Consider the following 26,262-nt stretch of genomic DNA (forward strand, 5'->3'; position numbering starts at 1 on the left):
ATCTCAGCAGACCTACTTCAAGCGATAGGCCATCAGATTGTCTTGCTCGCGAAGATACATCACGCCGTCGGCAATCACCGGCTGAGCCCAGGAGTTGTCTTCCTGGATTTTCGGCATGAAACTGTTGACGACTTCCATCTCTTCAGAGTTCACTTTCGTCAGAATGACTTCGCCGTTTTGTCGCCGCCAAACGATGTGACCGTCCGCCACGATCAGCGATGATTCCCCTTTGCCTTTCGCGCGAATCGGACCCCATTTTACTTTGCCAGTCATCATCTCGATGCAAATCGGCAGGCCGGACCCATTTCCGTGACCGCAGTAAATATGCCCATCCACAAGCGTCATGCCGCCCAGTTTGTTCTGGAACGTCTTCGAGTTAAGCCAGTAAATTTCTTCTACTTCGACGCCATCCTTCGCTGCTGACAACTTCAGCAACGCAGCACCGGTGTTGTACGCCGTTGAGGTGAACACATAATCGCCATCGATCACCGCGGTCGGAATGTTTGCCGTGCCGTTGGCAACTTTTTTGTAACGCCACAACAACTTGCCATCCGAGGCTCGAATTCCGATCAAGCCGCGACCAACCAGTTGAACGTATTGCTTGACGCCGCCGCCATTGGAAACAACGACCGAAGAGTATCCGGCTCCATCCATCAGCGACTTTCCATTGAGCCCCATTTCGTCACCGTAGTCCGGCAACGTGCAAGCCCAGATGTCTTTGCCAGTCTCCGGATCCAGAGCCACAACCGTGCCGGAAGTTCCACCAGGCGAACAGATGACCTTTCCGTCGTCCACCAGCGGCGATTCGCTGAACCCCCAGACCGACATCATCTTTCCGCCCCATTCGTCGAAGTTTCGCGTCCAGACTTTCTTGCCATCGTCGGCATTCAGGCAACAAATGCTTCCATCGCTACCGACAACGTACAGCTTGCCGTCATGAAAGGTCGGAGTCGTACGGCTTCCCTGGTATGGATGCTTGGGCGGTCGCTGGGTAATCGGCGTGGCCCACAATTTCTTGCCGTCGAGTGAGTGAGCGGTGACTTGTTGAGCCGTGTCGGTGTCGCCAGAAGTGTAGATTTTTCCATCGGCGACCGAAACGGTTGCGTAGCCTCGACCAAGCCCTGTCGCCGTCCATTCAAGCTTTGGACCGTCGACTCCCCATGACTCGAACAGCCCCGTTTCCGACGAGTGGTTTTGACGATCGGCGCCGCGCCACTGAGGCCATTCCTGGGCGACGAGGTTTGTCGATGCAAAAACGCAACAGGCGAACAACAGAATGACAAACGTACAGTTTTTTCGATCACAAAACATGCTTCACCGATTGGTTGACAAAACGGACGGTCCGAACCTTTCGGCATTTTATCAGAATTCGCAACTCGTTTGGTCGTAAGCAGACGACTTTCCGGATCTCGCAACAACGATTACAGTGACTGCGAAGTCGCTTACATTTCTTGAACGATGTGGTGAACGATCCCCAACAGAAAGATCCCGTCATGGACAAACCAAAAGTCGCCGCGAAGGCTCCTGCGAAAGTCGAAGTCGAAGAGGGCAAGAAGTACGCATGGTGTTCTTGTGGATTGTCCGAGTCGCAGCCATTCTGCGACGGCAAACACAAAGGCACCGGTTTCGTGCCGGTTGTTTTTACAGCTGAAAAATCTGAGGCTTGCTATTTCTGCCAATGTAAACATTCGGCCAACGGCATGCTTTGCGACGGTTCCCACAACGACCTTCCAGACGACGCCTGATTTTCGGATTCTGCGTTTTCAGATTGCCGAAATTCAAGGCGGTTCTGCGAACCCGGAATTGAACTTCATATGCTAAAAGTTGTCGGTCGAATCCTGAACCTCGCAGTATGGCTGGGATTTGCGTTCCTGGTGTTTCTGCTGTTCGTCGTTCCGCTGGCCATGACGCTGATGCTGAACCTTGGCTATGTGCCTGGCGACAGGGTTAGTTGGTGGTTGCATCAATTGCAGCACCTGCAGATTCCTGTGTTGCGAGGCTTCTGCCTGATCTGGGTGTTCTTTGTTGGCAGTTGTTTCGCGAGCTTTCTGAATGTCGTCGCGTGGCGAGTCCCGCGCAAGAAAAGCATTCTGGGATCAAGCCATTGTCCGCAGTGTAATGTGCAACTCAAGTTCCCCCGGAACAACGTTCCCGTGTTGGGCTGGTTGAAGAACGGAGGACGTTGTGCAAATTGCGATCTTCCTATTCCAGTCCGCTACCTAATCGCAGAACTGGTGCTTGGGTTCACCTTCCTGATTCTGTTCGTTGTGCAGACGACTTCCGGCGGCGCGTCGATTCCATTTCGAACAATCAACGCGCAAACGGGCATCGAGAGCGTCCTGTTTGCTCCTCAAGCCGACCTTTTGTTGACGCTCACGTTTCACCTGACGCTGCTGTCGCTGATTTTTACTTTTGCGATTGCGGCGACGGAAAAGTTCAAGGCACCGGTCTCCCTGGTTGTATTTGGCATCATCGGCGCGGCAGGATTTCAGGTTTTGCCACAAGGCCCGGGAATATTGGACTTTCGGCTCGGTACCTGGCAAGACGGAGTTGCGTCGAATCACTTTTTGAGCCTGTTGGATAGCCCCGTCGACTTTCTGATTTCGATTGGACTTGGATGTGCTGCCAGCGGAGCTTGCTTTCTGCTGGTGCGATTCTCGAGAAACGAGCCGCCGTTTGGGGCCTTCGCAAGTCTACTGCTGATCGGGTTGTCGCTTGGCTGGCAGTCCGTACTGTCGATCGCTGTGATCTTTTTTTCGCTTTCCGCTTGCACGTCGCTGCTGCCAGTTTCAATGAGACGCGGAGTTGGACAAGTCGGAGTTTGCGGGCTGCTGTTCCTGGCGACGCTGTTGCATCTTTGTCTGTGGCGATTACAGAGCCATTGTCAATGGTGGCCCGGGCCGGCGAGCGGTGTTCAACAGTTGACATGTGGTGTCGGCTATCTAATTTTGCTGGCGTCGGTCCAGCGAGTTTTGTGCTCGTCAACGCCAGAATCGAATCCGGAGACACTTATTGATTTGCCAATGACCCTGGACGACCTAGAATAGATTGCTCGCCAGTCATTTCTCTCACTTGTTTTACTCGCCATGACACCTGCCGACCTAGTGCGAGTCCTGCTTTGCGGTGCCGCAATCGTTTTCTCGACTGCGAATGCCATCGCTCAGGAAATCGATCCAACGCCATCTGTCGATGATTCGGCTTCTGAATCTACCGATCCCAAACCCGCTGATTCTGCAAAAGAAATCGCTGAGGGAACTCCCGCTTCGCCGGATCCGAATCCCGATGAAAACTCACGCGACGACATCGGTAAGAGCAAGGTCGAAAGCCCGGATGAGGAGACCGTTCAAGATTTATCAGCGAAGAACGAAGACCAAGCTAACTCCAACGCCAACGCCAAAACCGAATCAGACGTGGAACATGCGAAGAAGCTCGCTGAGCTAAAAAAGCTACGTCGGATCGACTCAATGCTTGAGAACGTGATCCCTCGAGTCACGCCATGCATCGTTTCGATTGGAGACACGGCAACCGGAGTCATTGTGAAACCGTCTGGCATCGTCATCACGGCTTCTCATGTGACTCGCAAAGCCAACCGGGTTTTGATCATTCGCCTGCAAGACGGGCGAACCGTCAAAGGAATCACACTCGGCTCCAACGCCGCCAACGACACATCTGCGATTCAACTGATTGGCAACGGACCTTGGCCCTATCTGAAAACCGTGTCGCCCGACTACACGGCGCAAGCAGGACAGTGGTGCGTGGCGTTCGGCTATCCACTTTCATGGCCACGTGACAAACCTGCGAGCGCTCGAATCGGTCGGGTCACGGGTCAATACCGTGGAAAAATTGTGACCGATTGTCCGATCATGGGCGGCGACTCCGGCGGTGCGTTGGTTGACCTCAACGGCAACCTGCTAGGTATTAACAGCAGCGTTCGTCTGGACGTGACGCAGAACTTGCACGTTCCGATTGCCCGCTATCGAGAGGATTGGACCTACATGATGACTCGACAGGACGTGGACGTCGTGACCGCAATGGCTGCGAGGAAAAAATCTTTGGCCAACGGGGCGACTACAGCGAAAAAACCGTATTTGGGAATTTACGGCGAATCATCTCACAACGGCGTTCGGATAAGGGACGTCAGAAGAGATTCGCCTGCCGAAAAGGCCGGACTACTGCCCGAAGACGTTATTTCGCATATCGACGAAACCACAATCGGAAGCTTTGCCGAACTGTTAAAGTATCTCTCGACGCGGCAGGGTGGCGACAAGATCACCGTCGGAGTCAATCGCTTTGGGGTCAATCTTCAACACATCGTGACACTCGACCAGCGTTAACCCTCCTTTGATTTGCAACATGAAATTGTCACCCAAAAATTTATCTACAAGCGTGCGATTCGCAACCGCGTTGACGGTGTTGTTCTTCTTCGCTCCGATTCGATGCGAAGGGCAAACCGCCACGAATAAGAACGAAACCGGAAGCGAGAGTGAAACCGAAGACCTGAAAGAGTCATCGGACGAAAAAGCCTCAACGCAAACCAAGCGAACGATTTCTCCGTATCCGGTTGTCGTCCTTGAACGCGACGCCAACTTTTCTATCCCCAACGCTTCTGCAAAACCTGCTGCTCTTCGCAAAACGGTCACAGCGGAGCCTTTTCTCCCGAAAGAAATTTACCAGCGGACCGCTCAACCGATTCTCGATGCCACCGAGTTGATTGCCGAAGGGTTCCAGCAGAGCGTGGTTGAAGTGAGGTTGCAGGACGAGCGTGTGGCATTGGGCACTGTTGTCAGTTCCGCCGGCCACGTGGTTACCAAACACAGCCTGATTTCAGATACGCCTTTCGATCAAATTCACATACACGCCAACGACCAGATGTGGTCCGCGTCGATCGTTGGTGTTGACCAGGCGAATGACCTTGCGTTGCTGTCACTGCGTTCAGACGAATTGATGCCGAAGGAAACGTTACGAGCGATTGCGTTTACGGATTCGCAGCGTATGGCGACTGGAAAACTGGTCATCGGCGTTGGAACCGACAGCCAGTCGCTGGCCGTCGGCATGACGACCGCACCGCCAACGGCAAAGGCGATGGAACGAGATTGCGAGACCTGCATCGACATGGGACTGACGCTCAGCCCGTCCCTGCAGCTGACTCGAGTCTATCCACGAACCGTTGGTGAACGGCTTGGGCTGCTGGTGGGAGACCGTTTGATTTCCATTAATCGCAAACCTGTTCTTAACCAAGCCCAGTTCGATCGTCTGGAGCAATCGATTCAGGTCGGGGACTTAATTTCAATTGCTTTCCAACGCAACGGACAGGCGTCGGAGATCACGGCCAAGGTGCCCGAGCTGACCAAAATATCCAAACGGGATCGCTGGGGCGGCGGACCTTTTAGCAAACGTCGCAGCGGCTTTGGCGACGTGATTGTGCACGATTCGGTGGTCGATCCATTGGACTGCGGCGGGCCACTGGTCGATTTGCAAGGAAAGTTCTGCGGAATCAATATTGCCCGCTCGATGCGAGTCGCGTCATTGGCGATTCCGGCGGATTCAGTTCAGAGCTTCCTGTTGGAACATCTGGACGAATCCGAACTGATTCTGGAGTAGCAGAATTTGCAACGAGAGATTCGCATTTTGTGCGATCGCTTCTTTCACCCCGGATTAGTTCAGGCAACATAACTTCGCTTCGTTCGAAAATGAACCGAACTTGTCACGGCATTGACGGCAATCGGCTTCTCAAATCATAATTCTCGTTTACTTCTACCCCGGGAATCCTTTCCTCGTGAACCTGCCTGTCCTATCTCTCAAACGCCGTGGCTCGGAATTGGCTGCTGCCGCCAACCAGGTCGAGATCCTCTCCAGCGGCGATTTGGTCCGTTTCGATGAAATGCTCAAACAGCACGAATTGTCGACGCTGATCGCCGATCAAATCGAGATCCTTCAAGTCAACGTTGGCAAGCTTTGCAACATGACGTGTCAGCACTGTCACGTTGACGCCGGACCGGATCGTAAAGTCGAAAACATGGATCGCGCGACGGTTGATGCCTGTCTGAAGGCGATCGCGGCGAGCGACATCTCGACGCTGGATCTAACCGGCGGTGCGCCGGAGATGAACCCGCACTTCAAGTACTTCGTTTCCGAGGCCCGGAAGCTGGGCTGTCACGTGATCGACCGCTGCAACCTGACGATTCTGCTGGCGAATGGTTTTACCGACATGCCGCAGTTCCTGGCGGACAATGAAGTCGAAATCGTGGCGTCACTGCCGTGCTATCTGGAAGAGAACGCGGACTCGCAACGCGGCGACGGTTCGTTTCAAAAATCGATCAAGGCGCTTCAGATTCTCAACGAACTTGGATACGGAAAACCAGACAGCAAACTGAGCCTGACGCTGGTTTACAATCCGGTTGGGGCCAGCTTGCCGCCGTCACAGGAATCACTCGAACAGGCCTATCGCGAACAACTGCAACAGCGATACGGAATTGAGTTTACGCGACTGTTCACGATCACCAACATGCCGATCAGCCGCTACCTCGACCATCTGTTGGAGTCGAATCAGTATGACGATTACATGCAAAAACTGATCGAGGCCTTCAACCCTGCCGCGGCATTGGGCGTGATGTGCCGACAGACGCTAAGCGTTAGCTGGGAAGGCCGGCTGTACGATTGCGACTTCAACCAGATGCTGGAGCTAGGCGTCGAAAGTTCTTCACCGGCGACGATCGATCAGTTTGACGCAACGACGCTAAACGGTCGGAAAATCGTCACAGGAAGACATTGCTTTGGCTGCACCGCTGGCGCGGGATCTGGATGCCAGGGTGCGATCAGCTAGATCATTTGGCGCTCACGACTCTCGTACCGCTGATTCGATCGTGCCAACCAGTCGGGAAATTGGTGTCTCCACCGAAAAAGAACGAGAGTGGCTCAAAGGGAATGAATCGACAAGCAGTTCGTCCCAGAATTTGGCCAATCGAGGCTGATCCACCGTGTTCGGAAACGACCTTTGTTCCTGTCACCAATTTTCCCAAAGTGCGACCTGTTGTACTCTCCAAGAAAGCGTAGAACAAAAACACGATCGACCAACCAACGAGGTAAGACAGCAATGTCAACGTAGACGCTTCCTGCTCCGTGATCGTTGCCCGACCGGCCAAATACACGCTGGCGAGAGCCAATCCAGCCACATACGAGATACCGAAGAGCGCGATGCGATCGATCAAATAGTTAAGAAACCGTTTGCCTTGTGAAGCATTTTGGATGAGAGAGTCTGCTACTGGAACATTGGAAGCTTGAGGACCAACAGGTGGAGTTGAGAAGGGGTTTTCAGACACGCAAATCCTCTTGGAAAACAAATAAGTGGTTCTTTAATAGAAAAATTTTAGCAGGTCCAAAGTGCAAATGTTGCGAAGCGACACAGCGAGCGCACAAAAAAAGTGACGGGCAAACACCCGTCACAATTCCTGTTTTGAAATGTGCCTCCCGCGAACGGCAGGCTGTCGCGGCAAGATCTAGATAAACCGGTTGATGTGGTTCTCGAGGAACTCCTGGCGACCACTGGTATTCGGATCCGATTCGCCTTTTTCAAGCATGTAGTCAGAGAGCGAACTGAAGTCGTGATTCCCCGCTTCGATCTCGGCACCGATACCGGAATCCCAAGAACTGTAACGCTGTTTTACAAAGTCGCCCAATCCGCCTTCGGCACGAATTGCCGCTGCGATTTTCAATCCGCGAGCAAACGCATCCATGCCGCCGATGTGCGCGTGAAAGAGATCCTCAGAGTCGATACTTTCGCGACGAACTTTGGCGTCGAAGTTGACTCCGCCGCTGCCGAGACCACCGTACTTCAGGATGATCAGCATCGACTGAGCGGTCAGGTACAAGTCCGTTGGGAACTGATCGGTATCCCAACCAAGCAACAGGTCGCCCGTGTTCGCATCAATCGAACCAAGGCAATCCTGGGCTCCCGCGTAGTCCAGTTCGTGCATCATCGTGTGGCCGGCGAGGGTCGCGTGATTCGTTTCGATGTTCAGCTTGAAACGATCCATCAAACCATAGGCTCGCAGGAAGTTGATGCACGCCGCAGCATCGCTGTCGTACTGATGCTTCGTCGGCTCTTTGGGTTTCGGCTCGATCAGGAACGTTCCGTCGAAACCAATTTTGTCCGCGTAGTCCACCGCCATGTTGAGGAACTGACCGAGGTGATCGATCTCCCGCTTCATGTCTGTGTTGTACAGATTCATATAGCCTTCGCGGCCACCCCAGAAAACGTAGTTCTCGCCACCAAGACGCTTGGTGACTTCCATCGCTTTTTTGACCTGAGCTGCGGAGTACGCAAACACGTCCGCGTTGCAGCTGGTTGAGGCTCCGTGCATGAAGCGCGGATTGGTGAACATGTTCGCCGTGCCCCAAAGCAGCTTGATGCCGGTCCGCTGCTGTTCTTCTTCCAGAGCGTCGACCACGGTGTCAAGATTTGAATGCGACTCAGCCAGCGATTGGCCTTCGGGAGCGACATCGCGATCATGGAACGCGTAGTACGGCACGTCCAGCTTTTCCATGAACTCAAACGCGACGCGAACACGATTGACCGCATTTTCGACTGACTCCGAACCGTCATCCCAGGGGCGATCCAGCGTCGGCATGCCAAATGGATCGCTGCCGTTGGCGCGGAAGGTGTGCCAATAAACGACGCTAAACCGAAGATGGTCCTTCATCGATTTACCTTCAACCATCTCTTCCGGGTTGTACCAACGGAAGGCAAATGGATTGTCGGTATCGGGACCTTCGTACTTGATCTTTGGGATATCGGAAAAAGCGCCCATCAATGGCTCCAAAACGGCTGGTTATGAGATTACGGCCACTGTTTTATCGTGAAGATGGTCACATGGCCATTAGGAATTCGGCTCGACTTGAAAAAATTTAGCAACTCCGTCCAAAACGACGAGGTTCATTGGAACATTCGGCAGCTCGCTGGCGTGTCAAAATATGGACCCGTGACGGTTCAGTCCGCTACGAGGCGAACTTTCGCAGCAGCCAATCTCCCAGCCGCGGACTGAGCTGCAGAATCGAGAACAGAAGGCGAGCTTTGGCCGGCACGACCAATTCGGGCTGTCGTTTTTCTATCGAAGTGACGATTCGCCGAGCCAGCCATTCCGGATCCAGCCCAGAGATCTTTACGCCGGCCCCTGGCGTGGATGCAGCGTCACCGAGACCGTTGGATTGTGCTTTATATCGAGTCGCTGCATCGTCGCGGCGAATTGGTCCGGGACAGACGAACAGAGAGTGCACGTTGTCAGGGCTTTCGATTCTGAGCTGGTGAGCGAAACCCGAAAGCGCATGTTTGCTGGTGACGTACGGAGCGATGTTCTTCCAGCCAGTTCGCGCTGCAAGCGTTCCTATTTGGACAATCGAGCCGGAGGATTTCTCCAAATGCGGAAGCACCGCCAGGCTGCATCGAACGGCGGTGTAGAAATTGATCTCCATGAGCTGTCGATATTGCTCCATCGTCGCGGCTTCGAATGCGACTCGAATCGACTGCCCCACGTTGTTGATCCAGACATCGATCCGCTCATGCTGCTGAATGATTTGGCTGACGGCAGCGGCAACGGATTCGTCATCGGTAACGTCGGCTTGCACAGAAAACACATTGCCACGCTCACCATTGCCGCCGTGCTCATCGGGCGAACGCGAAATGCTGACGACCGTGGCTCCGGCCGCCGCGAACGCATCCACGATGGCCTTGCCGAAGCCGGCAGAACCGCCTGTGACGACGACGACTTTGTCTTTCCATTGTTCCATAGCGTGGAATGCTAGCTGCGAAATCTTCGGTGTACGAGGCAATATTGGGGAATCGCTTCATTTTTAACGACGATGTTAAACTTTTCCGATCAAGTCGTCGATGAGGATTGGGAACGAAGGGGGTTTCATCGGCGCGGGCAATCCGCGCAAGGATTTTGATGGGTAGCCTGATGAACCAGTCACATTCACGACGCCACATTTCCAGCACACTGTTTCTTGCGATCGCTTCGATCTGCGCCATGTCGACAGGCTGTTCGACGATGACTTCGATAACCGGCAACGCGTTGCCAGTCGAGCCCGCAGCGGTTTCGAGTCCCAACGGCTCGTACACGGTCGAAATGCATTCGAACTTTGGTGCTCCCAAACAATACAAAGGCACGCTCGACGGATCGACCACGGTCTCCGACGCCCTCACCAATGCCGGAGCGATCAAAAAACATCGTGCGATGGACGTCGAGATTTTGCGAGTCGTCGAACACCAGGGCAAGAGCCGTGGCTTGCGAATGCCGGTCAACTACGAAACGCGACTTGGGGGTCCAAAACCTGAACAGGACTATGCGTTGCTCGACGGTGACCGCGTGGTGGTCAAGCCCAAGGAAAGCAGCTCAATCGTCAAGATGATTAGCACAGTAGCAGGCATGGGTCGCTAGTGCCGCGAGAACGAATGGAGGTGGCTTGGAAAAAGAACAGTACGCATGCAATAGTGTTCGGCACGAAAGTTGAGCATCAGGCTTTGCCGGGCGATTATTGAATGTTCCGACAACTTTGGACGTTTCTCCTGTTTTTAAGGAGGCTCGGATGTCGGGTCAGCGCAGCATCGAACAGCTCGTCAAGCAACGTGGAATCGTCACGCGAGCTCAGTTGGCTTTTTTCAAGCTTGCGATGTGGGCTTCCAGTTCGTCCAACTCTGCCCAGCCCTGAAGATAGAGACAGATCCTCTCGTAAGTCCGCTTGGTCGGGCTGCCGCCGGTGTAAATCAGAATCAGCAGACAGGCAATGATTGCCATGTAGGTTTGGATCTCGACACCGTTTTGCTTTGTGCTGAGCAAGTGGCTACAGCCAAGCAGCCCTTTGAACATCCGAAAAAACAATTCGATCATCCAACGCAAGCGGTAGAGTTTGCTGATCAGCTCGGCAGGAACGTCCAGAATGTTGGTTGCGATTCGCATCCTGCCGTCGGATGGATGCCCCGTGCTTCCGCCGCGATACTTGCCACGACTGACGTGCGGGGTGCTGCGGACTTCGATGATCCGGATCGGATGGTCGGGGGAAACACCTGACTTGCTGGACTTGCCCATCGTCACGATCTGGTCACTCAAGACGCCTTCTTCAAGATCCGCTTCGGTTAGCTCACGCGACTCGACAGTTTCCCATGCCGAATTGTCACGGATACGGTTGACGTAGCTGCTTCCAATAGCCGAAATCTGATTCCACAACAGGAATTTGGCATAGCCGCGATCAATCACATAGCATCGATCCGATTCGAGAGTGCTTTCTAACACTGCACGTTCGTCGGCTTTTCCTTTCGGGTTGGCCGAAGTAACGTCAATACGCGAAGGAACGCCCCGGAGAATTTCAAACTGAGCATGCAGTCGGTAGGCATGCTTTCGTTTCCCGTCCTATAAAGGAACCCATGCAAGTTCGGCGACACGCGAAACCGTGTCAAACACCGAACCATCGACGGCGGTGATCGTCTGACCGATTTGGGAAAACTCACCACCGTTTTGTGCAGGAACTTGCGTTGCAAGCTGGCTGGCAATTTCCTTCAGCGGATGGGGATCGAACACGGCAACTGATTCGCTCAGCGAGCCGAGAGAAACTCGCTTGAGCCCAAGTTTCTTGCGGACGTTTCGCAGGTTGCTGGCTTGTTGAATTCCACGCAGCGAGGTGATGGTGGGATTGAACAGGTAGAGGAGAACGCCAAGGCAATACTCGTCAAAGTGAAGCGAGCGATTATTGGCGCGATCGCGTTGACAACCGGTTTGGTGCAACTTTTCCAACAGCGTCCTGATCTTGCTGAAGTGCTTCAGCCCTTTGATGTCGCTGGCTTTGATTTTGGGCGAGGCGTTGGCCACGAAAATTCATTCCGTCGTGCTACCTTTTTCACCTTCTTACATGGTGTGCCGGCAGTTCTTTCAAATCGCGGCTGCAACCTTTGCAGCAAAGTCCTTTTTCGCGATACAAGAATCAATCAACGCAATCCTCGTGCCGAACACTATTGAGCCTGACCCCTTAAATTTGCCCATTGCTAATAGTCAAATGACGCATGAAATCATTTTTAGTTGGGGGATGTGTTTATTTTTCAAGACTATCTTGCCAATGGACGCCTTGTCACTCTGTGCTTGACTCGTCGGTCGAAAGCAGGGCAGCACTTCATTATTCTGGTGAAGACGCAGTGTTTTTATTCTCGTTCTCTTTGGATTTGTCAGCTTCAAGCAAAGTTGTCGCTTTGGATGCTACAACGTCAACCAACTTCATCATTTTGTCAGTGTCTTCCAGATAACTTTTGTCATACGCATCAGCCTTGAATGGCTTGTTTACCGAGAACCAATGCAAAGCAGCAGTAGTGTCGACGACGGAAAAATAGGTCATGCCTTTATGTACTTTTTGACTGTTGTTTCTTTTTAAAATTTTCGACGGAAGGTAAACTCCATCTCGTTCCACCCAATCAATCTTTTCTTCAGAGATCATCGATCGTTTAGTCTTTGTCTTCAGTAATATTTCCCTTTGCAAAGGAAGCATTCTCTCCGCGTCCATTCGGAAGACCATCGCGAACGTTTGTTTCATTTCAGCTCTGGAAACTTCTAGCTCGATCGTTTGTTTGCCATTGATCAACTTGGAAAGGCCAGAGATGGAATCTCCTGAACCAAGTCGTTCAATTGCATTCTCAGCTTGGGCAAATTGCCCTGTGCCTCCAAAAGTTACCATTCCGACAGCGCGGATTTCCGGAATACCAATCATCGACAATATCTTGGCTCGGGGAGCATCTTCTTGAAGTTTGACAAGCTTGTCCGGCAAACGTCGAGTGAACATTTGATCACCGTTGAAAAGCAATCCTGCAGCACTTTGTCCTTCGTCGAAACTCAGTTCAGATTCATTGTTGAGAGGTTCGTGTAAAAGTGAATTCTTATATAGTCTGACGGCTAGGGTCTGCTGACTTATGTGGTCAAAGCGAACTCGAAAGTACTTTTCGTCTTCCACGATCAATGTGTCTGTCGGTGTCACCATTTTTGTTGAATCAAACCGTTTGGTGACTCTCAACAAGAAGTCGCCCCGCTGAATAGAAAGAGCATTGGAAAAAGTACCCTCAAACAGGCTCGCTGCGTTTAACCGATCTTCGATGGTGAATTCTGACGTAACTTGCCCTACCGACATGCTTTGCGAAAAAGGCACGGTGAAAATAACAAGCAGAGATGAAATCGAAAATTTAAGTAACCAGCTCATGGGACATATCCAAATGCAATTTATTGGTCCATCGCGTATCTTTGTGGAGAGCTAGATTTTCCTGGAAAATAGCGGCGTTTGTTTGATCGCTCGCAGGATTACTTTTCTCGGGAAAATTGAAGCTTGTTAAGTTTAGCCCCGAAAATCTAGGTTTGGCAAACAGCAAGAAATCGTGAAAGATTGATTTTTTAACGGAAAATCTTTAGGTGGTTTCAGGGCAAATTTGCGGTGCGATAGGAATTTCACCAGAGGTTCTGTTTTTCATAGCATCAGGATCGCCGTCGCCAACAACGCAGGATGCGCCCACCAGTGGATCAAATCCATCTTCACACGCGCAAGGAAAATCGTATGCGCAAACAACATTGTGCGTGTCCCAGTTTCGAAGCCCATATCTGGTGATGTTTCCCACTGCGTCAGTATCCAGAGCTGCCATCCATGGACGAAGCTCATTGTAAGACGCGAAAGTTGGAATTCGGTCGTGCGAAACCGCGCAATTCGCCGTTGGATTTGGATTCAATTCATTCCAGTTATCTTCGGTCAAAACTGAAAAAGGGTCTTGGGTTAACAGTTCGCAACTTGCATCGGTACAAAAAAATACTGCCCAGTCAGCGGGGCAATCTACAGGCTCTGTTATAAGGCACGGTTTTATTGGAAGTTGCCCGAATGCAGTCGCATTGGAAAACAAAGCAAACAATACAGTAAAAAATAGAAAGCTAGGAATACGCATGGGCAATCTCCTGAAATTTTGGGTCCACCGCGGATCTCTATGGGTCGAGGTCGAGTCCACCGCAGTAAAAGAAGATCGCTGTTTTGTAGTTTTGCCTGTTTCTGTAGCCGCCAACTCGTCGCTTGATCGATTGAATCTTGCTGTTGATTCCTTCGGCAACTCCGTTTGATATTCCACTGAAGGTGCAGTAGCTGACGACGTTGTCGATGCGAGTTTTGATCGTGCGTGCGACCTTCTTCATTGGCTCCAGCCGAGTGTGAATCACCTTGCGGTACCACCACCTGAAAAACTCTTTCGCCTCCTTGGCGGTGTCGTGATGCCAAAGATCGCGAAGCATCTCTTTGTAAGTCCATGCCTTGCCAGTTTCGAGTTTGAAAGAAAACAACGCATCAAGACGCTGCTGGCTTGATTCCTTGAGGTTGTCATAGTTCTTCAGAAACAGGTAACGAGTCCCTGTTAGCGTGTCGTCACCTTCGCTGCGGAGACGCTTGTTCTCTTGCTTGCGAACCTTGTCTACCGCTTCGTTGACCAGCTTCATCACATAAAAACGGTCGTGCACAATCTTTGTTTCTGCCAGGGGAATGTTGGACTTTGCAGCGTTCACAAAAGCAGAGCTCATGTCCATCGCGATGGCTTCGACGGTTTCGATTTGACCCGGTAAAAGTTGAGAAAAGCATTCGTTGGCGGCCTCTTTGTTGTGGCCTTCGGAGATCGCTTCAACCGTGCTGTTGTCGAGGTCGTAAATCAGAGTAATGTAGTTCTGCCCTTTCTTGAAAGACTTCTCGTCGATGCCAATGTGAGGCAGTGGACTGGATTGCTTTCGAGCTTGCCCACGCTCGACGGCTCGCTCAAGAATCGTCCAGGTCGCTTCCCAGCCAGTTCGCAGAATCGTGCGAGCGCCTTCGATCGTTTGTGTTGCCTTGAGCAAGCGGATCGCAAAGGCCTCGAACATCAACGTGAAGCGACTGTTGGGACTGGACCAGGGAACTTGAACCTGTTTCACGCCGTGTTCGGGACAATCCACTCGGGGGATCGAAGCCTCCAGCATCGTCTTGAATTGACAGCTGTCCAAGTGACGCCAGCGACGCGATGGAGAATGGTCATAGCAACTCAATTTCCGATCGCACTGAGGGCAGCAGAACTTCGTGCATCGTGCGTGACGCACACTAACGACGATCTCACCAAGTTCCATGTTCAGATCAACGTTCGATACTTCCCAAGGCGTCTCAATGCCAAGGATCTGTTGATAAAGTTCCGTGTCTTGCATTTGCGTTCTCCTTCTCGGAGAATTTTACAGGACCCACAAAATTCCGCGATGGACCAATTTTTGGCGCTAGTTGTTTGGTGTTGTCATACCTGAAACTACTATTTGTGATGATAGCTTGTGGAATGCTGAACTGTCAATTATCGACCAGTCGAGAACGTTAGGCAACTCGTCGTCGATTTGTTCGGGGCGAATCGAGATCTTAACTCGAAAAATTCGACTGTCTGTTCCCAGTTCTCTGGCTTCGACTTTGACTGGTTTGTCTCCGATCATTGCTGTGAAAATAATGGTTGAAGTCGCTTTCGATTCCAGTACCGATTTGTATGGACTGTTCACATTTTCTTTGTCGTTGACGTTCACAGCTTGATCCGGTTTTTCCTTTGGTAGTCGTATAACTGCCGTTGCCGTGAAATTTTTGTTTTTTACTTCCGTTGCGTTAGGTTTAAAGACTATTTTTCGCGGACTCAGTTTAAGAGAGTTCGCAACTCTTGCAGTCAAAACGAAACCTGTTACTCGGCCCGAAACCCGATCGTGCAGAACTACTTCACCGCTGATAGATCCTTTTTCGACCGCTTTTCGATCGCCAGTCGCTACAACGTAGTGCTTTTCGTCTTTTGAATCAAATTGGAAGACCAAATCTCTAAGAAGGTGTTTTGAAATTGCTCTGAGTTGAAAAAATCGCTACAGCCCCGTTTGCATTTAAACCGTAAACGGAAGGAGCCGTAGCGATGAGTATTGAGTATCCCAGCAGTCTCAGTGATGATCAATGGCGATTGCTTCGTCGTCTGATTCCGCCAGCAAAACTTCGCGGCCGCAAACGAATCGATCGGCGTCAAATTGTCGATGCGATATTGTATTGGTGTCGAACGGGCTGCCAGTGGCGGTTGCTTCCGGACTGCTTTCCGAATTGGAACACGGTTTATGGAGTTTATCGAGCTTGGCGTATTGATGGGACATGGCAACGCATTCACGATCGTCTTCGCGAAAAGGTACGCCGCAAAGAAGGCAGGAAGCCAACGCCAACAGCAGCCATCATTGATTCGCAAAGCATTCGCAGTGCTGAAGGAGGAGAATTACGCGGGTATGACGCGGCGAAACGAATTACCGGACGAAAGCGTCACATCCTGGTGGATACGTTGGGGCTTGTGATGGTCGTTGTTGTCCACTCGGCCGATCTACAAGACTACGAAGGTGCACATCTTGTTCTTGAAAACATCAGACAGAAGTTTCGTCGGCTTCGAGTCATCTTCGCGGACTCGATTTACGGGCGGGCTGATTTGCCGGAGTTCCTGAAGCAATGGTATCGTGTCATCTTGCAAACCGTTAAGCGTCCGGTCGAAGCCGAAGGGTTCGTTGTCTTACCCAAGCGATGGATCGTTGAACGGACTTTCGCATGGCTTGGAAAATTCAGAAGGCTCTCAAAGGACTATGAAAGACTGACTCAAAACAGCGAAACTGTCATACGAATCGCAATGATTCAATTCATGCTAAACAGGCTGGAAAAATAATTTTAAAACACCCTCTAAGCGAAGAAGGAGGTTGGATTTCGAGGTGCTTCAATTGAATGGGGTTGGAAAAAATCAACGGTATCGCGATCGAATTTAGGCCTTTGTCGATTTCGAGTAGTTGGTAATCATCTGGAACTGCAAGCAAGCCAGCCACATCATAATTTACATCCAGTTCGATGGAATTTCCAAGTCCGTTAGCAGTCCTAATTATGACCGGAAGGTTAACGCGAGGAGTACGACATGCGTTGGGTACCTTTAAGTGCAGTAAGAGCTGTTCCTTTGAATTCGCGGCAACGCTGGTGGCTGTTGTTACTAGTTCAATGCAGTCGCAATGAGATGAATTTTTGCCCAATTCTACTGGCTTGTTCGAATTGTTGATTAATGTAATCCGTGCCAGTACGTTGTTTCCCTGCTGCAACTGACCCAACTCGATTCGGCAAGTTCGTGTGTTTGACGTGTCGGAAAACTTCAATTCAGCTTCAACAGATACAATTTCTGGTTGTTGAGCCTTAATTTCACCTGTCGCTACTCCCGCTGGTTTTTGAGCAATTGCCAAACGTGAATGAACACATGTAAGGCAGACGGTAAGAATGAACAAGCAAATGTTTCGCCACACAGCAACCTCTAATTGTTAGCTTGAATTTCTTGAGTAAGACGATTCAGAATTGCGGTCTGATGTCAATTCTATCACAATGACATATGCAGAAAACGGTCCATCGCGGAATTTTGTGGGTCCTGTAAAATTCTCCGAGAAGGAGAACCACGATGCAAGACACCGAACTTTATCAACAGATCCTTGGCATTGGGACGCCTTGGGAAGTATCGAACGTTGATCTGAACATGGAACTTGGGGAGATCGTCGTTAGTGTGCGTCACGCACAAGGCACGAAGTTCTGCTGCCCTCAGTGCGATCAGAAATTGAGCTGCTATGACCATTCTCCATCGCGTCGCTGGCGTCACTTGGACAGCTGCCAATTCAAGACGATGCTGGAAGCTTCGATCCCCCGAGTGGATTGTCCCGAACACGGCGTGAAACTGGTTCAAGTTCCCTGGTCCAGTCCCAACAGTCGCTTCACGTTGATGTTCGAGGCCTTTGCGATCCGCTTGCTCAAGGCAACACAAACGATCGAAGGCGCTCGCACGATTCTGCGAACTGGCTGGGAAGCGACCTGGACGATTCTTGAGCGAGCCGTCGAGCGTGGGCAAGCTCGAAAGCAATCCAGTCCACTGCCTCACATTGGCATCGACGAGAAGTCTTTCAAGAAAGGGCAGAACTACATTACTCTGATTTACGACCTCGACAACAGCACGGTTGAAGCGATCTCCGAAGGCCACAACAAAGAGGCCGCCAACGAATGCTTTTCTCAACTTTTACCGGGTCAAATCGAAACCGTCGAAGCCATCGCGATGGACATGAGCTCTGCTTTTGTGAACGCTGCAAAGTCCAACATTCCCCTGGCAGAAACAAAGATTGTGCACGACCGTTTTTATGTGATGAAGCTGGTCAACGAAGCGGTAGACAAGGTTCGCAAGCAAGAGAACAAGCGTCTCCGCAGCGAAGGTGACGACACGCTAACAGGGACTCGTTACCTGTTTCTGAAGAACTATGACAACCTCAAGGAATCAAGCCAGCAGCGTCTTGATGCGTTGTTTTCTTTCAAACTCGAAACTGGCAAGGCATGGACTTACAAAGAGATGCTTCGCGATCTTTGGCATCACGACACCGCCAAGGAGGCGAAAGAGTTTTTCAGGTGGTGGTACCGCAAGGTGATTCACACTCGGCTGGAGCCAATGAAGAAGGTCGCACGCACGATCAAAACTCGCATCGACAACGTCGTCAGCTACTGCACCTTCAGTGGAATATCAAACGGAGTTGCCGAAGGAATCAACAGCAAGATTCAATCGATCAAGCGACGAGTTGGCGGCTACAGAAACAGGCAAAACTACAAAACAGCGATCTTCTTTTACTGCGGTGGACTCGACCTCGACCCATAGAGATCCGCGATGGACCTTTTTATACAACCGCTTGGCCTATCTTCGACGCGGCGCCTAGTCGACTTTCGGCTCAAACAAAGGGGATGTCCGGGAATCAGCACCGACTGCTGAACCGGGTTTTCTCCAGACGCCTGATTCGATCGTTTGGCATGTCCAACGATCGTCTTTCTTTGCAAGTGTCCGGAACGCGCACAATTGATCACAGTTTCGACCGCTTGATTGTAATCAATGCGCACGCCGGGGTTCGTGCCAAGACCTCCAAGCGAACCCCTGAACCAATTTCCTCCCTACCCTGGACCACCGTTGAGACCTAAACTGACTCCGCTGGTCAGGTGATCGCTGGCGAATTTTTTTCGCGAGAGGAAAGTCCGGGCTTCGCAGGGCAGGGTGGTCGGTAACGCCGACCGGTCGAGAGATCAGGGACAGTGCCACAGAAAGCAAACCGCCGAACGGAGCGATACGTCGCTTGCGTGGCAAGGGTGAAACGGTGAGGTAAGAGCTCACCAGCGCCGTTGGTGACTTCGGCGGCTTGGTAAACCCCACCCGAAGCAAGGCCAAACAGAAAGCAGTGGCGGCCCGCCGCGTTATGACTTTCGGGTAGGCTGCTTGAGCGTGTCAGCAATGGCTCGCCTAGATAAATGATCATCCACGACAAAACCCGGCTTACCGACCAGCACTTTTTACATTTTCCGTTTTCGAATTAATCGATTGTCAACCGGCAGTTTCAAAACCGGCCAGGCACTGTTTGGCAAAAGTGAGCGGCAGGGCGCTAGCCGCCGGTCCGTTGCGCTTTTTACCGGCGGCTAGAGCCTCACCGCTCATGATTGACCGCGTTGACGACATGAAAATCAATTTGTCAAACAGTGCCTGGCGTTTGCGGTACCATTTTCAGGAGTTCCGTTGCTATCGGGTGAAAGCCTTGTTGATCACATGCAAGTTGAGAAAGTGAAAATCCTGCGACCCGGGACAACAGATCGCAGATCGTAGTTGCAGCAAAGGATTCGACATGGTGAGAGCAGCGAGAATCATCCTGACCGGACAGTTCTTGGTAACTCTCCTCGTTTGTATCGTTACCGCGCTCGGCGTCAAAATCGACGAGGAAGCGGCCGGATGCATCATTGGCCTGATCGCAGCACAACTTCTGTTGTCCGCAGTTTGGGTGGTCATGGGGCGCTCTTCGTTTTGGTTCCGATTTTGTTCGGGAGCCGCGGCAACCACCTTGCTCGTCGGCTGTTTCTACCGTGTCGCGTGGAGAGACGGCGGAGGGCATGGCACCGGGATCGCCATTGCCGTTCCCATGTTGATCCAGTGGGTTCTGATCCAAATCCCGCTTTGGTCAGCCCGTTTTTTTGGATGGCGAGTTGCGACTCGGAATCAGCAGGCTTCAAACAACAATCGAAGTGAACTTCAATTTGGAACGCGACAGCTTCTTGTTTGGACAACCATCGTTGCCATTTCAATTGCACTGATCAAGTTGTTTGTCAGTCGCATCGACCTGTCTACGGGAGGCGGAGCGGGCGTTGGCAACATGGAGCTCGAACTTGCGGCTCATCTGACGATCGGCAATTCCCTGATCGCATTGCCGGTCGTGTGGGGAGCGTTCACAAACCGTTGGGCAGCGATTTGGTTTATCGCGTCTGTGGGAATGTGCGCGTTGGTAACTTTTGCACAGATCTCAATGAGTTCGTTCGGCGGTGGTGGCGACTACAGTTTGTTGGTGCTCGCCAATGTGGTTCAAACGTTCGTCTCTATCGTTGTGATGATACTTGTCCGGATGCTTGGCTATCGACTGGTGCGAGCCGCCCCCGATCGATCACCTGCCGTTCATGCTTAATAAAAAAGCGGGGCAACTGTGGGCCTGGTTTATCTTCAAACAAAATAGCATTCGCAGCGTCTCGCGCTCGAGGCCAACGAAACTCCCTTGATTTGGCTGGTTTTGCAAAGACCGCGATTCGTCAACCAGTTGAAGCCTTGTAAAACCGCTTCAAATTCGAAGTCACGCCCAACCTCTGCTCGAACTCCAGGGGAATCCTTTGTATGATGAAGCCGCGACGTCGGACCTTTAGGCCGGTGTCTCCCACCGAAATGCATCCGAAAAGGATGCCGTTTACTACCTCCCCAACCTGATAAGGATATGGAATGACGAATCGTCGGCAGTCGGACTCGGTACGGAAAAATCGCACTTCTTTCAGCTTCAGCTACGAAGCACTCGAACCTCGCAAGCTGCTCGCCGCAGACCTGATCGCAAGCGAGTTTCAATTTTCAGACGACACCGGAATGATTCGCACGCTGGCTGATCCCGTTCCGATGCAAGAACGCTTCGACGTGCTGCGAAATGTGGTCGACGTGCAACAGGAAGACTATTTTCTTCGAACCAGTTTGAATCGTGACCAGCTTGGATTTGCGCATCTGAAACACCAACAGTATCGCGACGGCGTTCCAATCGAAGGTGCGACTTATACGGTTCACATCAAAGATAAAACCGTGGTCAGCGTCAGCGGCGCGTTTCTGGATTTCGACCAAGTTGATGACACCAATTCGCTGGGAGAAGGCAAGGCGCTTTCGGCGGCTCTGGATTTCGTCGACGCGGACATCTACATGTGGGAGTCTCTTCAACACGAGACAGATTCCAGCGAACAGTCCTGCGACGGCGACGGTGAATGCAATTGCGACGCCTGCGTTGCCAGTCGGGAAAGCGTTCATGCGTTCCACAGTGCTCACGACCATGAGATCTATTCGGACCAACCTCCTGAAGGCGAGCTGATCTATTTGCCAACCGCTGACGGAAATCTTGAGCTGACGTGGATGTTCGACGTCTATGCGACGGCTCCTTTGTCACGGCAGCACATTTTCGTCGATGCCGGTTCGGGTGAGATTCTGGAAACACACAACCAGATCCATCACGCTGATGTCGCGGCCGACGGAACGAGTCTCTACGACGGCACGGTGGACTTCCTCGCTGAAGAATCGGGAACCGAATATCGACTGCGTCAGGAAACAAACGGAGTCGAAACTTACGACCTGAACAACGGGACGAGCTACACCGCCGCTTCGGACATCAACAGCTCGACCACCAGTTTTACGTCCACCGATGTTCGCACTGGAGTTCAAGCGCATTTTGGCGCCGAGAAAACGCTGCAATATTTTCAGGATGAACACGGCCGTGACTCCTACGACGGAAACGGTGCGACACTGCGATCGTATGTCAGTTACAGCACGGACTATGTCAATGCTTTCTGGGACGGATCACGGATGACCTATGGGGACGGCGATGGAGTAAATTATGGGCCGCTGGTGTCACTGGACATCGTCGGACATGAAGTCGCTCACGGCGTAACCGGCAACTCTGCGGGGCTGATCTACCAGAACGAATCCGGTGCACTGAACGAATCGTTTTCGGACATCTTCGGCGAAGCGATTGAAAACTTTGCGCTCGGCAGTAACGACTGGTTGATGGGCGACGACATTGGCATTGGCGGCAGCGGCGCGTTGAGAAACATGGCCAACCCCAACCAGTACGGTGATCCGGATACGTATCTCGGAAATTCCTGGTACACGGGAACCGGGGACAACGGTGGTGTTCACATCAACTCGGGCGTTCAGAACAAGTGGTTCTACATTTTGACCGTGGGTGAAAACGGTACCAATGACAACGGAGACGCTTACGACGTCACGGGAATCGGAATTGAAGAAGCTGGCGAGATCGCCTATCGAAATCTCTCGGTCTATCTGAATCAGAATTCGACTTATGCCGAAGCTCGTGAAGGAGCCCTGCAGGCCGCGGCCGATCTGTTTGGCTTCGGCTCGACGCAGTACGTCGCGACCGCCGATGCGTGGGATGCTGTTGGAGTTTACGCTCCCGCGCCGCCGCAGTTCAGCTTCGCATCAGCCAAATCACTTGGTTCCGGAATCTACCAGGGCTCGCTCTCTGGATCGCTCAGTGACGGGGAGTTTACCACGATTGATGTTGATCTCGATGCCGACCAGAAAATTTCAGTCCAGGTGTTGGGCACCAGTGGACTGACTCCAACCGTTGAGCTTCGCGACCCTTCGGGCAGCCTCGTCGGCACGGACTCGGGCACTTCAGCACTGTTGCAAAACGTAATCGTCGATTCGGCGGGAACCTGGCAGGTGACGATTATCGCCAATGGTGCTGGTGACTTTGATGCTACGGCAATTCTGAACTCCGGAGTTGAAACCGAATCGCATACCGGCGTCAGCAACAACACGCTTGCATCAGCCGAATCTTTGGATTCGAACGACGTTGCCTTCGGACCCGAATCATCGGTCGACCGCCTGGCGGTGTCGGCGGTTCTGGAAGGGCAAACTCCGGTGTTTGCCGATGGATTCGAATCGGGTTCGCTGGGTTCCAACTGGGCTACGAATTCGACGTCTGGTTTGGGACGAGTCCAGGTGGTGAATTCTGTTGATGCGGCCGATGGCGAGTTCACGCTGTTGATGGATGTTGACGCGAACGATCTTTACAACCTCAATGAAGCCGTTCTGACGGTCGACCTGGATCCGGCAGTCAATTCCGTCCTCACATTCGCTCACGCTGAGTGGTCGGACGAAACGGACGCCTTGCCAGATCAGTTCTCTGGCAGCTCCGATGGCGATGGAGTTGCGATCAGCGCCGATGGTGTCAACTGGCACACGATCCTGACCAACACCGACAATGCAAACGACGGTCAATACACGGCTGTTTCGTTCGATTTGCAGACGCTGGCCGCCGATGCGGGCATTGCATTGGGGAATGATTTCAAGATCAAGTTCCAACAGTATGACAACTGGTCCAACCCTTCCGACGGTCGAGCCTACGACTCAATTACGATCCGGCCAGAAGGCTCTTCGGAGGACTGGTTCAAATTTGAATTGGAAGCAAACGAGGTCGCGAACATCACGGCGAACCCGGTGCTTGGAATCGGAGACGTTTCGGTTGGCCTTTATAATGCGGCTGGAGAATTACTGCAGTCAGGAGTCACCTCGAACAACTTCCGCAGCGTCATTTCAGACTTTTCTGATGGGACCGGCGGCACGTTTTACGTCCGAGTCGATGGTTCGTCCGGCATCAATTACAACTTGCTGGTCACGCGAGGCACTGCCTTGGACGTTGAGCCAAACGACGTCGGAAATCCAATCTCGGTCGACAATCACAACAGCGTTCTTGGATTTGTTTCCGACATCACGTCTCTAGCCGCAGATCCGGATTCGGCCACTATCGGTGAGCAGATTGACAACTTCTTCGCCGGCGTAACCTTGTCGAATCCGGTCACCGGCGGAGGAATCTATTCACCGTCAGCGACCGCATTCTCGGCTCCAACGGGGCAGAGGGTGTTTGGAGCTTCCGAAACAGGAGCCAACGGATTCCGCGAGTTCGACGACGAGCTTCGAGCTGATTTCAACTACTTGCAATCGACAGTTTCGATCGATGTTGGATCGGACGATGCTTCAGACATCGCATTCCTGAGAGCATTTGATTCGTCTGGCAATCTTCTGGAAGAAGTCGTTAGCGGTGCGGTCGCGTCGGGAGATTTTGAAACGCTTACGATCTCAAGAGGGACTTCCGAGATCGCCTACGTCGTTGCTGCGGGAGTCGGAGGAGATATCACGCCTCTCGACAACCTGACATTTTCCACCGCGGCGCCGGATACCGATTACTATTCCGTTGACCTGTTGGCCGGAGAGATTCTCTCGATCGACGCTTACTTGCCCGGAGCCGGTCCGTACCTGTTTGACAATGGACTCGATCAGGCATCGAGCCAATTGCGAGTCGAGCTGATCGATCCTAACGGCACCTCGATCACAACCGTCTCGGATCAACTTGAACATACGGCTGAGATTTCTGGAACATTCCTGATCCATGTCTTCGCCAACAGCAGCGAAGGCGAGTACCTTCTGTCCGTCGACGTCGCAAAGCAAATCTCGGTCACGGACCTGGTCATCGGAGACGGAACCGACAGCCGCTCGGTCATCGATCAGTTGACGCTGAGCTTCGACGGCGTGGTCGACCTGCAGACAGACGCGCTGACGCTAACGCATCGCGATACTCTTCAGACGGTGGACCTGGACTGGACGATCGACAACTCCTCTGGCGTTTCCAACGTCACGGTAACATTTTCCGGTGCCCTGGTCGAAACTGGCGGATCGCTTGTTGACGGAAACTACGAACTGACGGTCAACGGTTCGTTGCTCGGGGGCTCCGTGCCGGGCAGCGACTACACGTTTGGCGACCAGGAATCCGACAACTTTTATCGCTTTTACGGCGATGCCGATGGCAACCGCAACGTCAACGTATTTGATCTACTTGGCTTCCGTCAAACGTATCAACTTTCAGATGGCAGCCTTGGATTCGATGAGCGATTCGACAGCAACGGCGACGGAACGGTCAACATCTTCGACTTGCTCAAGTTCCGACAGAACTACGGCGAGTCACTGTCCTGGGTGTAGGCGTCGCTGAAACTGAACGAATTAAAAAAAGCCCGAGCGAGATCAATCGCCGGGCTAAATTGCTGGTGCGTTCTGCAGTCTATCGAGTCGCGGCTTCTGGAGCATCAAAGTCCTGAAAGTCGCTGACCGATTCGTCGAAAAGTTCGTCGTCGAAGTCCGCATCACCGGAATCGGCTTGCTCGGCCGCATCGAGTCGGTCTGAATCAACCGCGTAGACCTTACCCTGATAGCTAAGCATCTCTTCGATCCGGGAAAGCTTGCTCTTGAAGAACGGGAACCATGGCGTGCGGTACAATCCGACGACACGGTGCATCTTGAAGATTGGCTTGTTCATCCGCGTCTTAAGCGACAGAGAGCCGACGCCGCAGAGAAACAGTTCCAGATAGTCGAGCGGTTCGTTCTCGGTTTTCAGTCCGATCAGTTCGAAACGTTCGCCTTTTCCGCCAAGCCGGTTCAGCGTCAGTCCGGACTCGTCGATCGTCACCTTGAGGTGCGTACGGCTCCACACGAAATTGCCGATCCAGATGACGGCGAAAACCATCGCCATCACAAACCAGGCTCCCGTATTGACCGCTGGCGTCATGCTACCCAGCAACATTCCCAGCCAGTAGAACGGCCGGATAATTCCGGTCATCTCCAGCACCACCGGGATTCCGATAAACGTTCCCAGTAAACCGAACAACATCCAGAACTTGCTCTTGGGCATATTGAACCTGAACGCCACGTACCAGACCAGCATGATGCTGAGTCCGATCCAGAACATCATGTGTGGATCCACTCCTGACCAGAATGAAACAACCCCAAGCACCGAAAACAGGACCGCAGGATAGCCTGCGAGAATGCCCGGCAAGTGATCGTAAAGCACGATCGGCTTGCGAGCCGAAACCGGGTTACCTTGAGCTTTTTTATTCATCTTTCCTTCCTTCCAATGTGTTATTTACCAGGTATTCGGCAGGGGCTGTTGCTTATTGGCAAAAATCGCCAGGCGAGAAAAAGCACGCATTTTCGTGGTATGATGTCGGACTTGAAAAAAACGGCTTCACCGAAGGCTTTTACGGCCGCGGATCATTTGCATATCGATTAACGAAGGACCT

Annotated in this window: 21 protein-coding genes, 1 other RNA gene and 1 pseudogene; 11 read left to right on the top strand and 12 right to left on the bottom strand. The window is 52.2% G+C overall.

Features of this window, described 5'->3' with window-relative positions; translation table 11 throughout:
- Positions 1 to 12: 12 nt before the first annotated feature.
- Positions 13 to 1,311, bottom strand: a complete 1,299-nt coding sequence (locus MFFC18_RS16015; RefSeq protein ID WP_075082007.1) for an outer membrane protein assembly factor BamB family protein — start codon at positions 1,309 to 1,311, stop codon at positions 13 to 15.
- A 182-nt stretch (positions 1,312 to 1,493) separates the two neighbouring features.
- Here MFFC18_RS16015 and MFFC18_RS16020 point away from each other — a divergent pair, with 182 nt between their 5' ends.
- From MFFC18_RS16020 to arsS, 5 genes are all read left to right on the top strand, one after another.
- Positions 1,494 to 1,745 (top strand): CDGSH iron-sulfur domain-containing protein, encoded by a 252-nt coding sequence (locus MFFC18_RS16020; protein ID WP_075082178.1) that lies wholly within the window; start codon positions 1,494 to 1,496, stop codon positions 1,743 to 1,745.
- Between the two features lie 69 nt (positions 1,746 to 1,814).
- Complete coding sequence (locus tag MFFC18_RS16025) at positions 1,815 to 3,047, top strand: prepilin peptidase (protein WP_075082006.1); 1,233 nt, start codon at positions 1,815 to 1,817, stop codon at positions 3,045 to 3,047.
- 39 nt (positions 3,048 to 3,086) lie between these two features.
- A complete protein-coding gene (locus MFFC18_RS16030) occupies positions 3,087 to 4,334 on the top strand; it encodes a S1C family serine protease (protein ID WP_075082005.1) in 1,248 nt (415 codons plus the stop codon).
- A gap of 19 nt (positions 4,335 to 4,353) precedes the next feature.
- Positions 4,354 to 5,601 (top strand): S1C family serine protease, encoded by a 1,248-nt coding sequence (locus tag MFFC18_RS16035; RefSeq protein ID WP_148618917.1) that lies wholly within the window; start codon positions 4,354 to 4,356, stop codon positions 5,599 to 5,601.
- A gap of 175 nt (positions 5,602 to 5,776) precedes the next feature.
- Positions 5,777 to 6,823, top strand: coding sequence for an arsenosugar biosynthesis radical SAM (seleno)protein ArsS (gene arsS, locus MFFC18_RS16040; RefSeq protein ID WP_075082003.1), 1,047 nt, complete (start codon positions 5,777 to 5,779; stop codon positions 6,821 to 6,823).
- 1 nt (position 6,824) lies between these two features.
- Here the strand turns inward: arsS and MFFC18_RS16045 are convergent, their stop codons facing one another.
- From MFFC18_RS16045 to MFFC18_RS16055, 3 genes are all read right to left on the bottom strand, one after another.
- Positions 6,825 to 7,319 (bottom strand): RDD family protein, encoded by a 495-nt coding sequence (locus tag MFFC18_RS16045; RefSeq protein WP_075082002.1) that lies wholly within the window; start codon positions 7,317 to 7,319, stop codon positions 6,825 to 6,827.
- Between the two features lie 177 nt (positions 7,320 to 7,496).
- Positions 7,497 to 8,807 (bottom strand): xylose isomerase, encoded by a 1,311-nt coding sequence (xylA, locus tag MFFC18_RS16050; RefSeq protein WP_075082001.1) that lies wholly within the window; start codon positions 8,805 to 8,807, stop codon positions 7,497 to 7,499.
- A 187-nt stretch (positions 8,808 to 8,994) separates the two neighbouring features.
- Complete coding sequence (locus MFFC18_RS16055) at positions 8,995 to 9,783, bottom strand: SDR family NAD(P)-dependent oxidoreductase (protein ID WP_075082000.1); 789 nt, start codon at positions 9,781 to 9,783, stop codon at positions 8,995 to 8,997.
- A 170-nt stretch (positions 9,784 to 9,953) separates the two neighbouring features.
- Between MFFC18_RS16055 and MFFC18_RS16060 the strand changes: the two genes are divergently transcribed.
- Positions 9,954 to 10,433 (top strand): hypothetical protein, encoded by a 480-nt coding sequence (locus tag MFFC18_RS16060; protein WP_075081999.1) that lies wholly within the window; start codon positions 9,954 to 9,956, stop codon positions 10,431 to 10,433.
- A 207-nt stretch (positions 10,434 to 10,640) separates the two neighbouring features.
- Here MFFC18_RS16060 and MFFC18_RS16065 read toward each other — a convergent pair.
- The 6 genes and pseudogenes from MFFC18_RS16065 to MFFC18_RS16090 all read right to left on the bottom strand — a co-directional run.
- Positions 10,641 to 11,387 (bottom strand): annotated as a pseudogene (locus MFFC18_RS16065) (IS4 family transposase); the annotation flags it as partial.
- A 15-nt stretch (positions 11,388 to 11,402) separates the two neighbouring features.
- Positions 11,403 to 11,858, bottom strand: coding sequence for a hypothetical protein (locus MFFC18_RS16070; protein WP_075081997.1), 456 nt, complete (start codon positions 11,856 to 11,858; stop codon positions 11,403 to 11,405).
- A 301-nt stretch (positions 11,859 to 12,159) separates the two neighbouring features.
- A complete protein-coding gene (locus MFFC18_RS16075) occupies positions 12,160 to 13,227 on the bottom strand; it encodes a hypothetical protein (protein WP_075081995.1) in 1,068 nt (355 codons plus the stop codon).
- Positions 13,228 to 13,429: 202 nt separating this feature from the next.
- Complete coding sequence (locus MFFC18_RS16080) at positions 13,430 to 13,954, bottom strand: hypothetical protein (protein WP_148618918.1); 525 nt, start codon at positions 13,952 to 13,954, stop codon at positions 13,430 to 13,432.
- A gap of 37 nt (positions 13,955 to 13,991) precedes the next feature.
- The gene (locus tag MFFC18_RS16085; protein WP_148618919.1) at positions 13,992 to 15,221 is read right to left on the bottom strand and encodes an ISL3 family transposase; all 1,230 of its coding nucleotides are present in this window, start codon (positions 15,219 to 15,221) and stop codon (positions 13,992 to 13,994) included.
- A 66-nt stretch (positions 15,222 to 15,287) separates the two neighbouring features.
- Entirely contained in the window at positions 15,288 to 15,854 is a 567-nt protein-coding gene (locus tag MFFC18_RS16090) for a hypothetical protein (protein ID WP_075086133.1), read from the bottom strand.
- Positions 15,855 to 15,946: 92 nt separating this feature from the next.
- Between MFFC18_RS16090 and MFFC18_RS16095 the strand changes: the two genes are divergently transcribed.
- Positions 15,947 to 16,726 carry an IS5 family transposase gene (locus tag MFFC18_RS16095; protein ID WP_068267841.1) on the top strand — a complete coding sequence of 260 codons (780 nt, stop codon included), beginning with the start codon at positions 15,947 to 15,949 and terminating at the stop codon, positions 16,724 to 16,726.
- Here MFFC18_RS16095 and MFFC18_RS16100 read toward each other — a convergent pair.
- Positions 16,701 to 17,324, bottom strand: coding sequence for a DUF1573 domain-containing protein (locus tag MFFC18_RS16100; protein ID WP_157665224.1), 624 nt, complete (start codon positions 17,322 to 17,324; stop codon positions 16,701 to 16,703). The two genes, MFFC18_RS16095 and MFFC18_RS16100, sit on opposite strands and share 26 nt — an antisense overlap.
- A 167-nt stretch (positions 17,325 to 17,491) precedes the next feature.
- Between MFFC18_RS16100 and MFFC18_RS16105 the strand changes: the two genes are divergently transcribed.
- The 4 genes from MFFC18_RS16105 (at position 17,492) to MFFC18_RS16120 (ending at position 25,168) form a co-directional block, all read left to right on the top strand.
- The gene (locus MFFC18_RS16105) at positions 17,492 to 18,721 is read left to right on the top strand and encodes an ISL3 family transposase (protein ID WP_148618921.1); all 1,230 of its coding nucleotides are present in this window, start codon (positions 17,492 to 17,494) and stop codon (positions 18,719 to 18,721) included.
- Positions 18,722 to 19,041: 320 nt separating this feature from the next.
- Positions 19,042 to 19,403: RNase P RNA component class A (rnpB, locus tag MFFC18_RS16110), an RNA gene on the top strand.
- Between the two features lie 363 nt (positions 19,404 to 19,766).
- On the top strand, positions 19,767 to 20,555 hold the full coding sequence (locus tag MFFC18_RS16115) for a hypothetical protein (RefSeq protein WP_148618922.1): 789 nt from the start codon (positions 19,767 to 19,769) through the stop codon (positions 20,553 to 20,555).
- 305 nt (positions 20,556 to 20,860) lie between these two features.
- A complete protein-coding gene (locus tag MFFC18_RS16120; RefSeq protein WP_075086333.1) occupies positions 20,861 to 25,168 on the top strand; it encodes a M4 family metallopeptidase in 4,308 nt (1,435 codons plus the stop codon).
- 79 nt (positions 25,169 to 25,247) lie between these two features.
- On the opposite strand, the gene MFFC18_RS16125 is transcribed toward MFFC18_RS16120, so the two are convergent.
- A complete protein-coding gene (locus MFFC18_RS16125; protein ID WP_075086332.1) occupies positions 25,248 to 26,081 on the bottom strand; it encodes a hypothetical protein in 834 nt (277 codons plus the stop codon).
- Between the last annotated feature and the right edge of the window lie 181 nt (positions 26,082 to 26,262).

Source organism: Mariniblastus fucicola, assembly GCF_008087665.1.
Lineage (GTDB): Bacteria > Planctomycetota > Planctomycetia > Pirellulales > Pirellulaceae > Mariniblastus > Mariniblastus fucicola.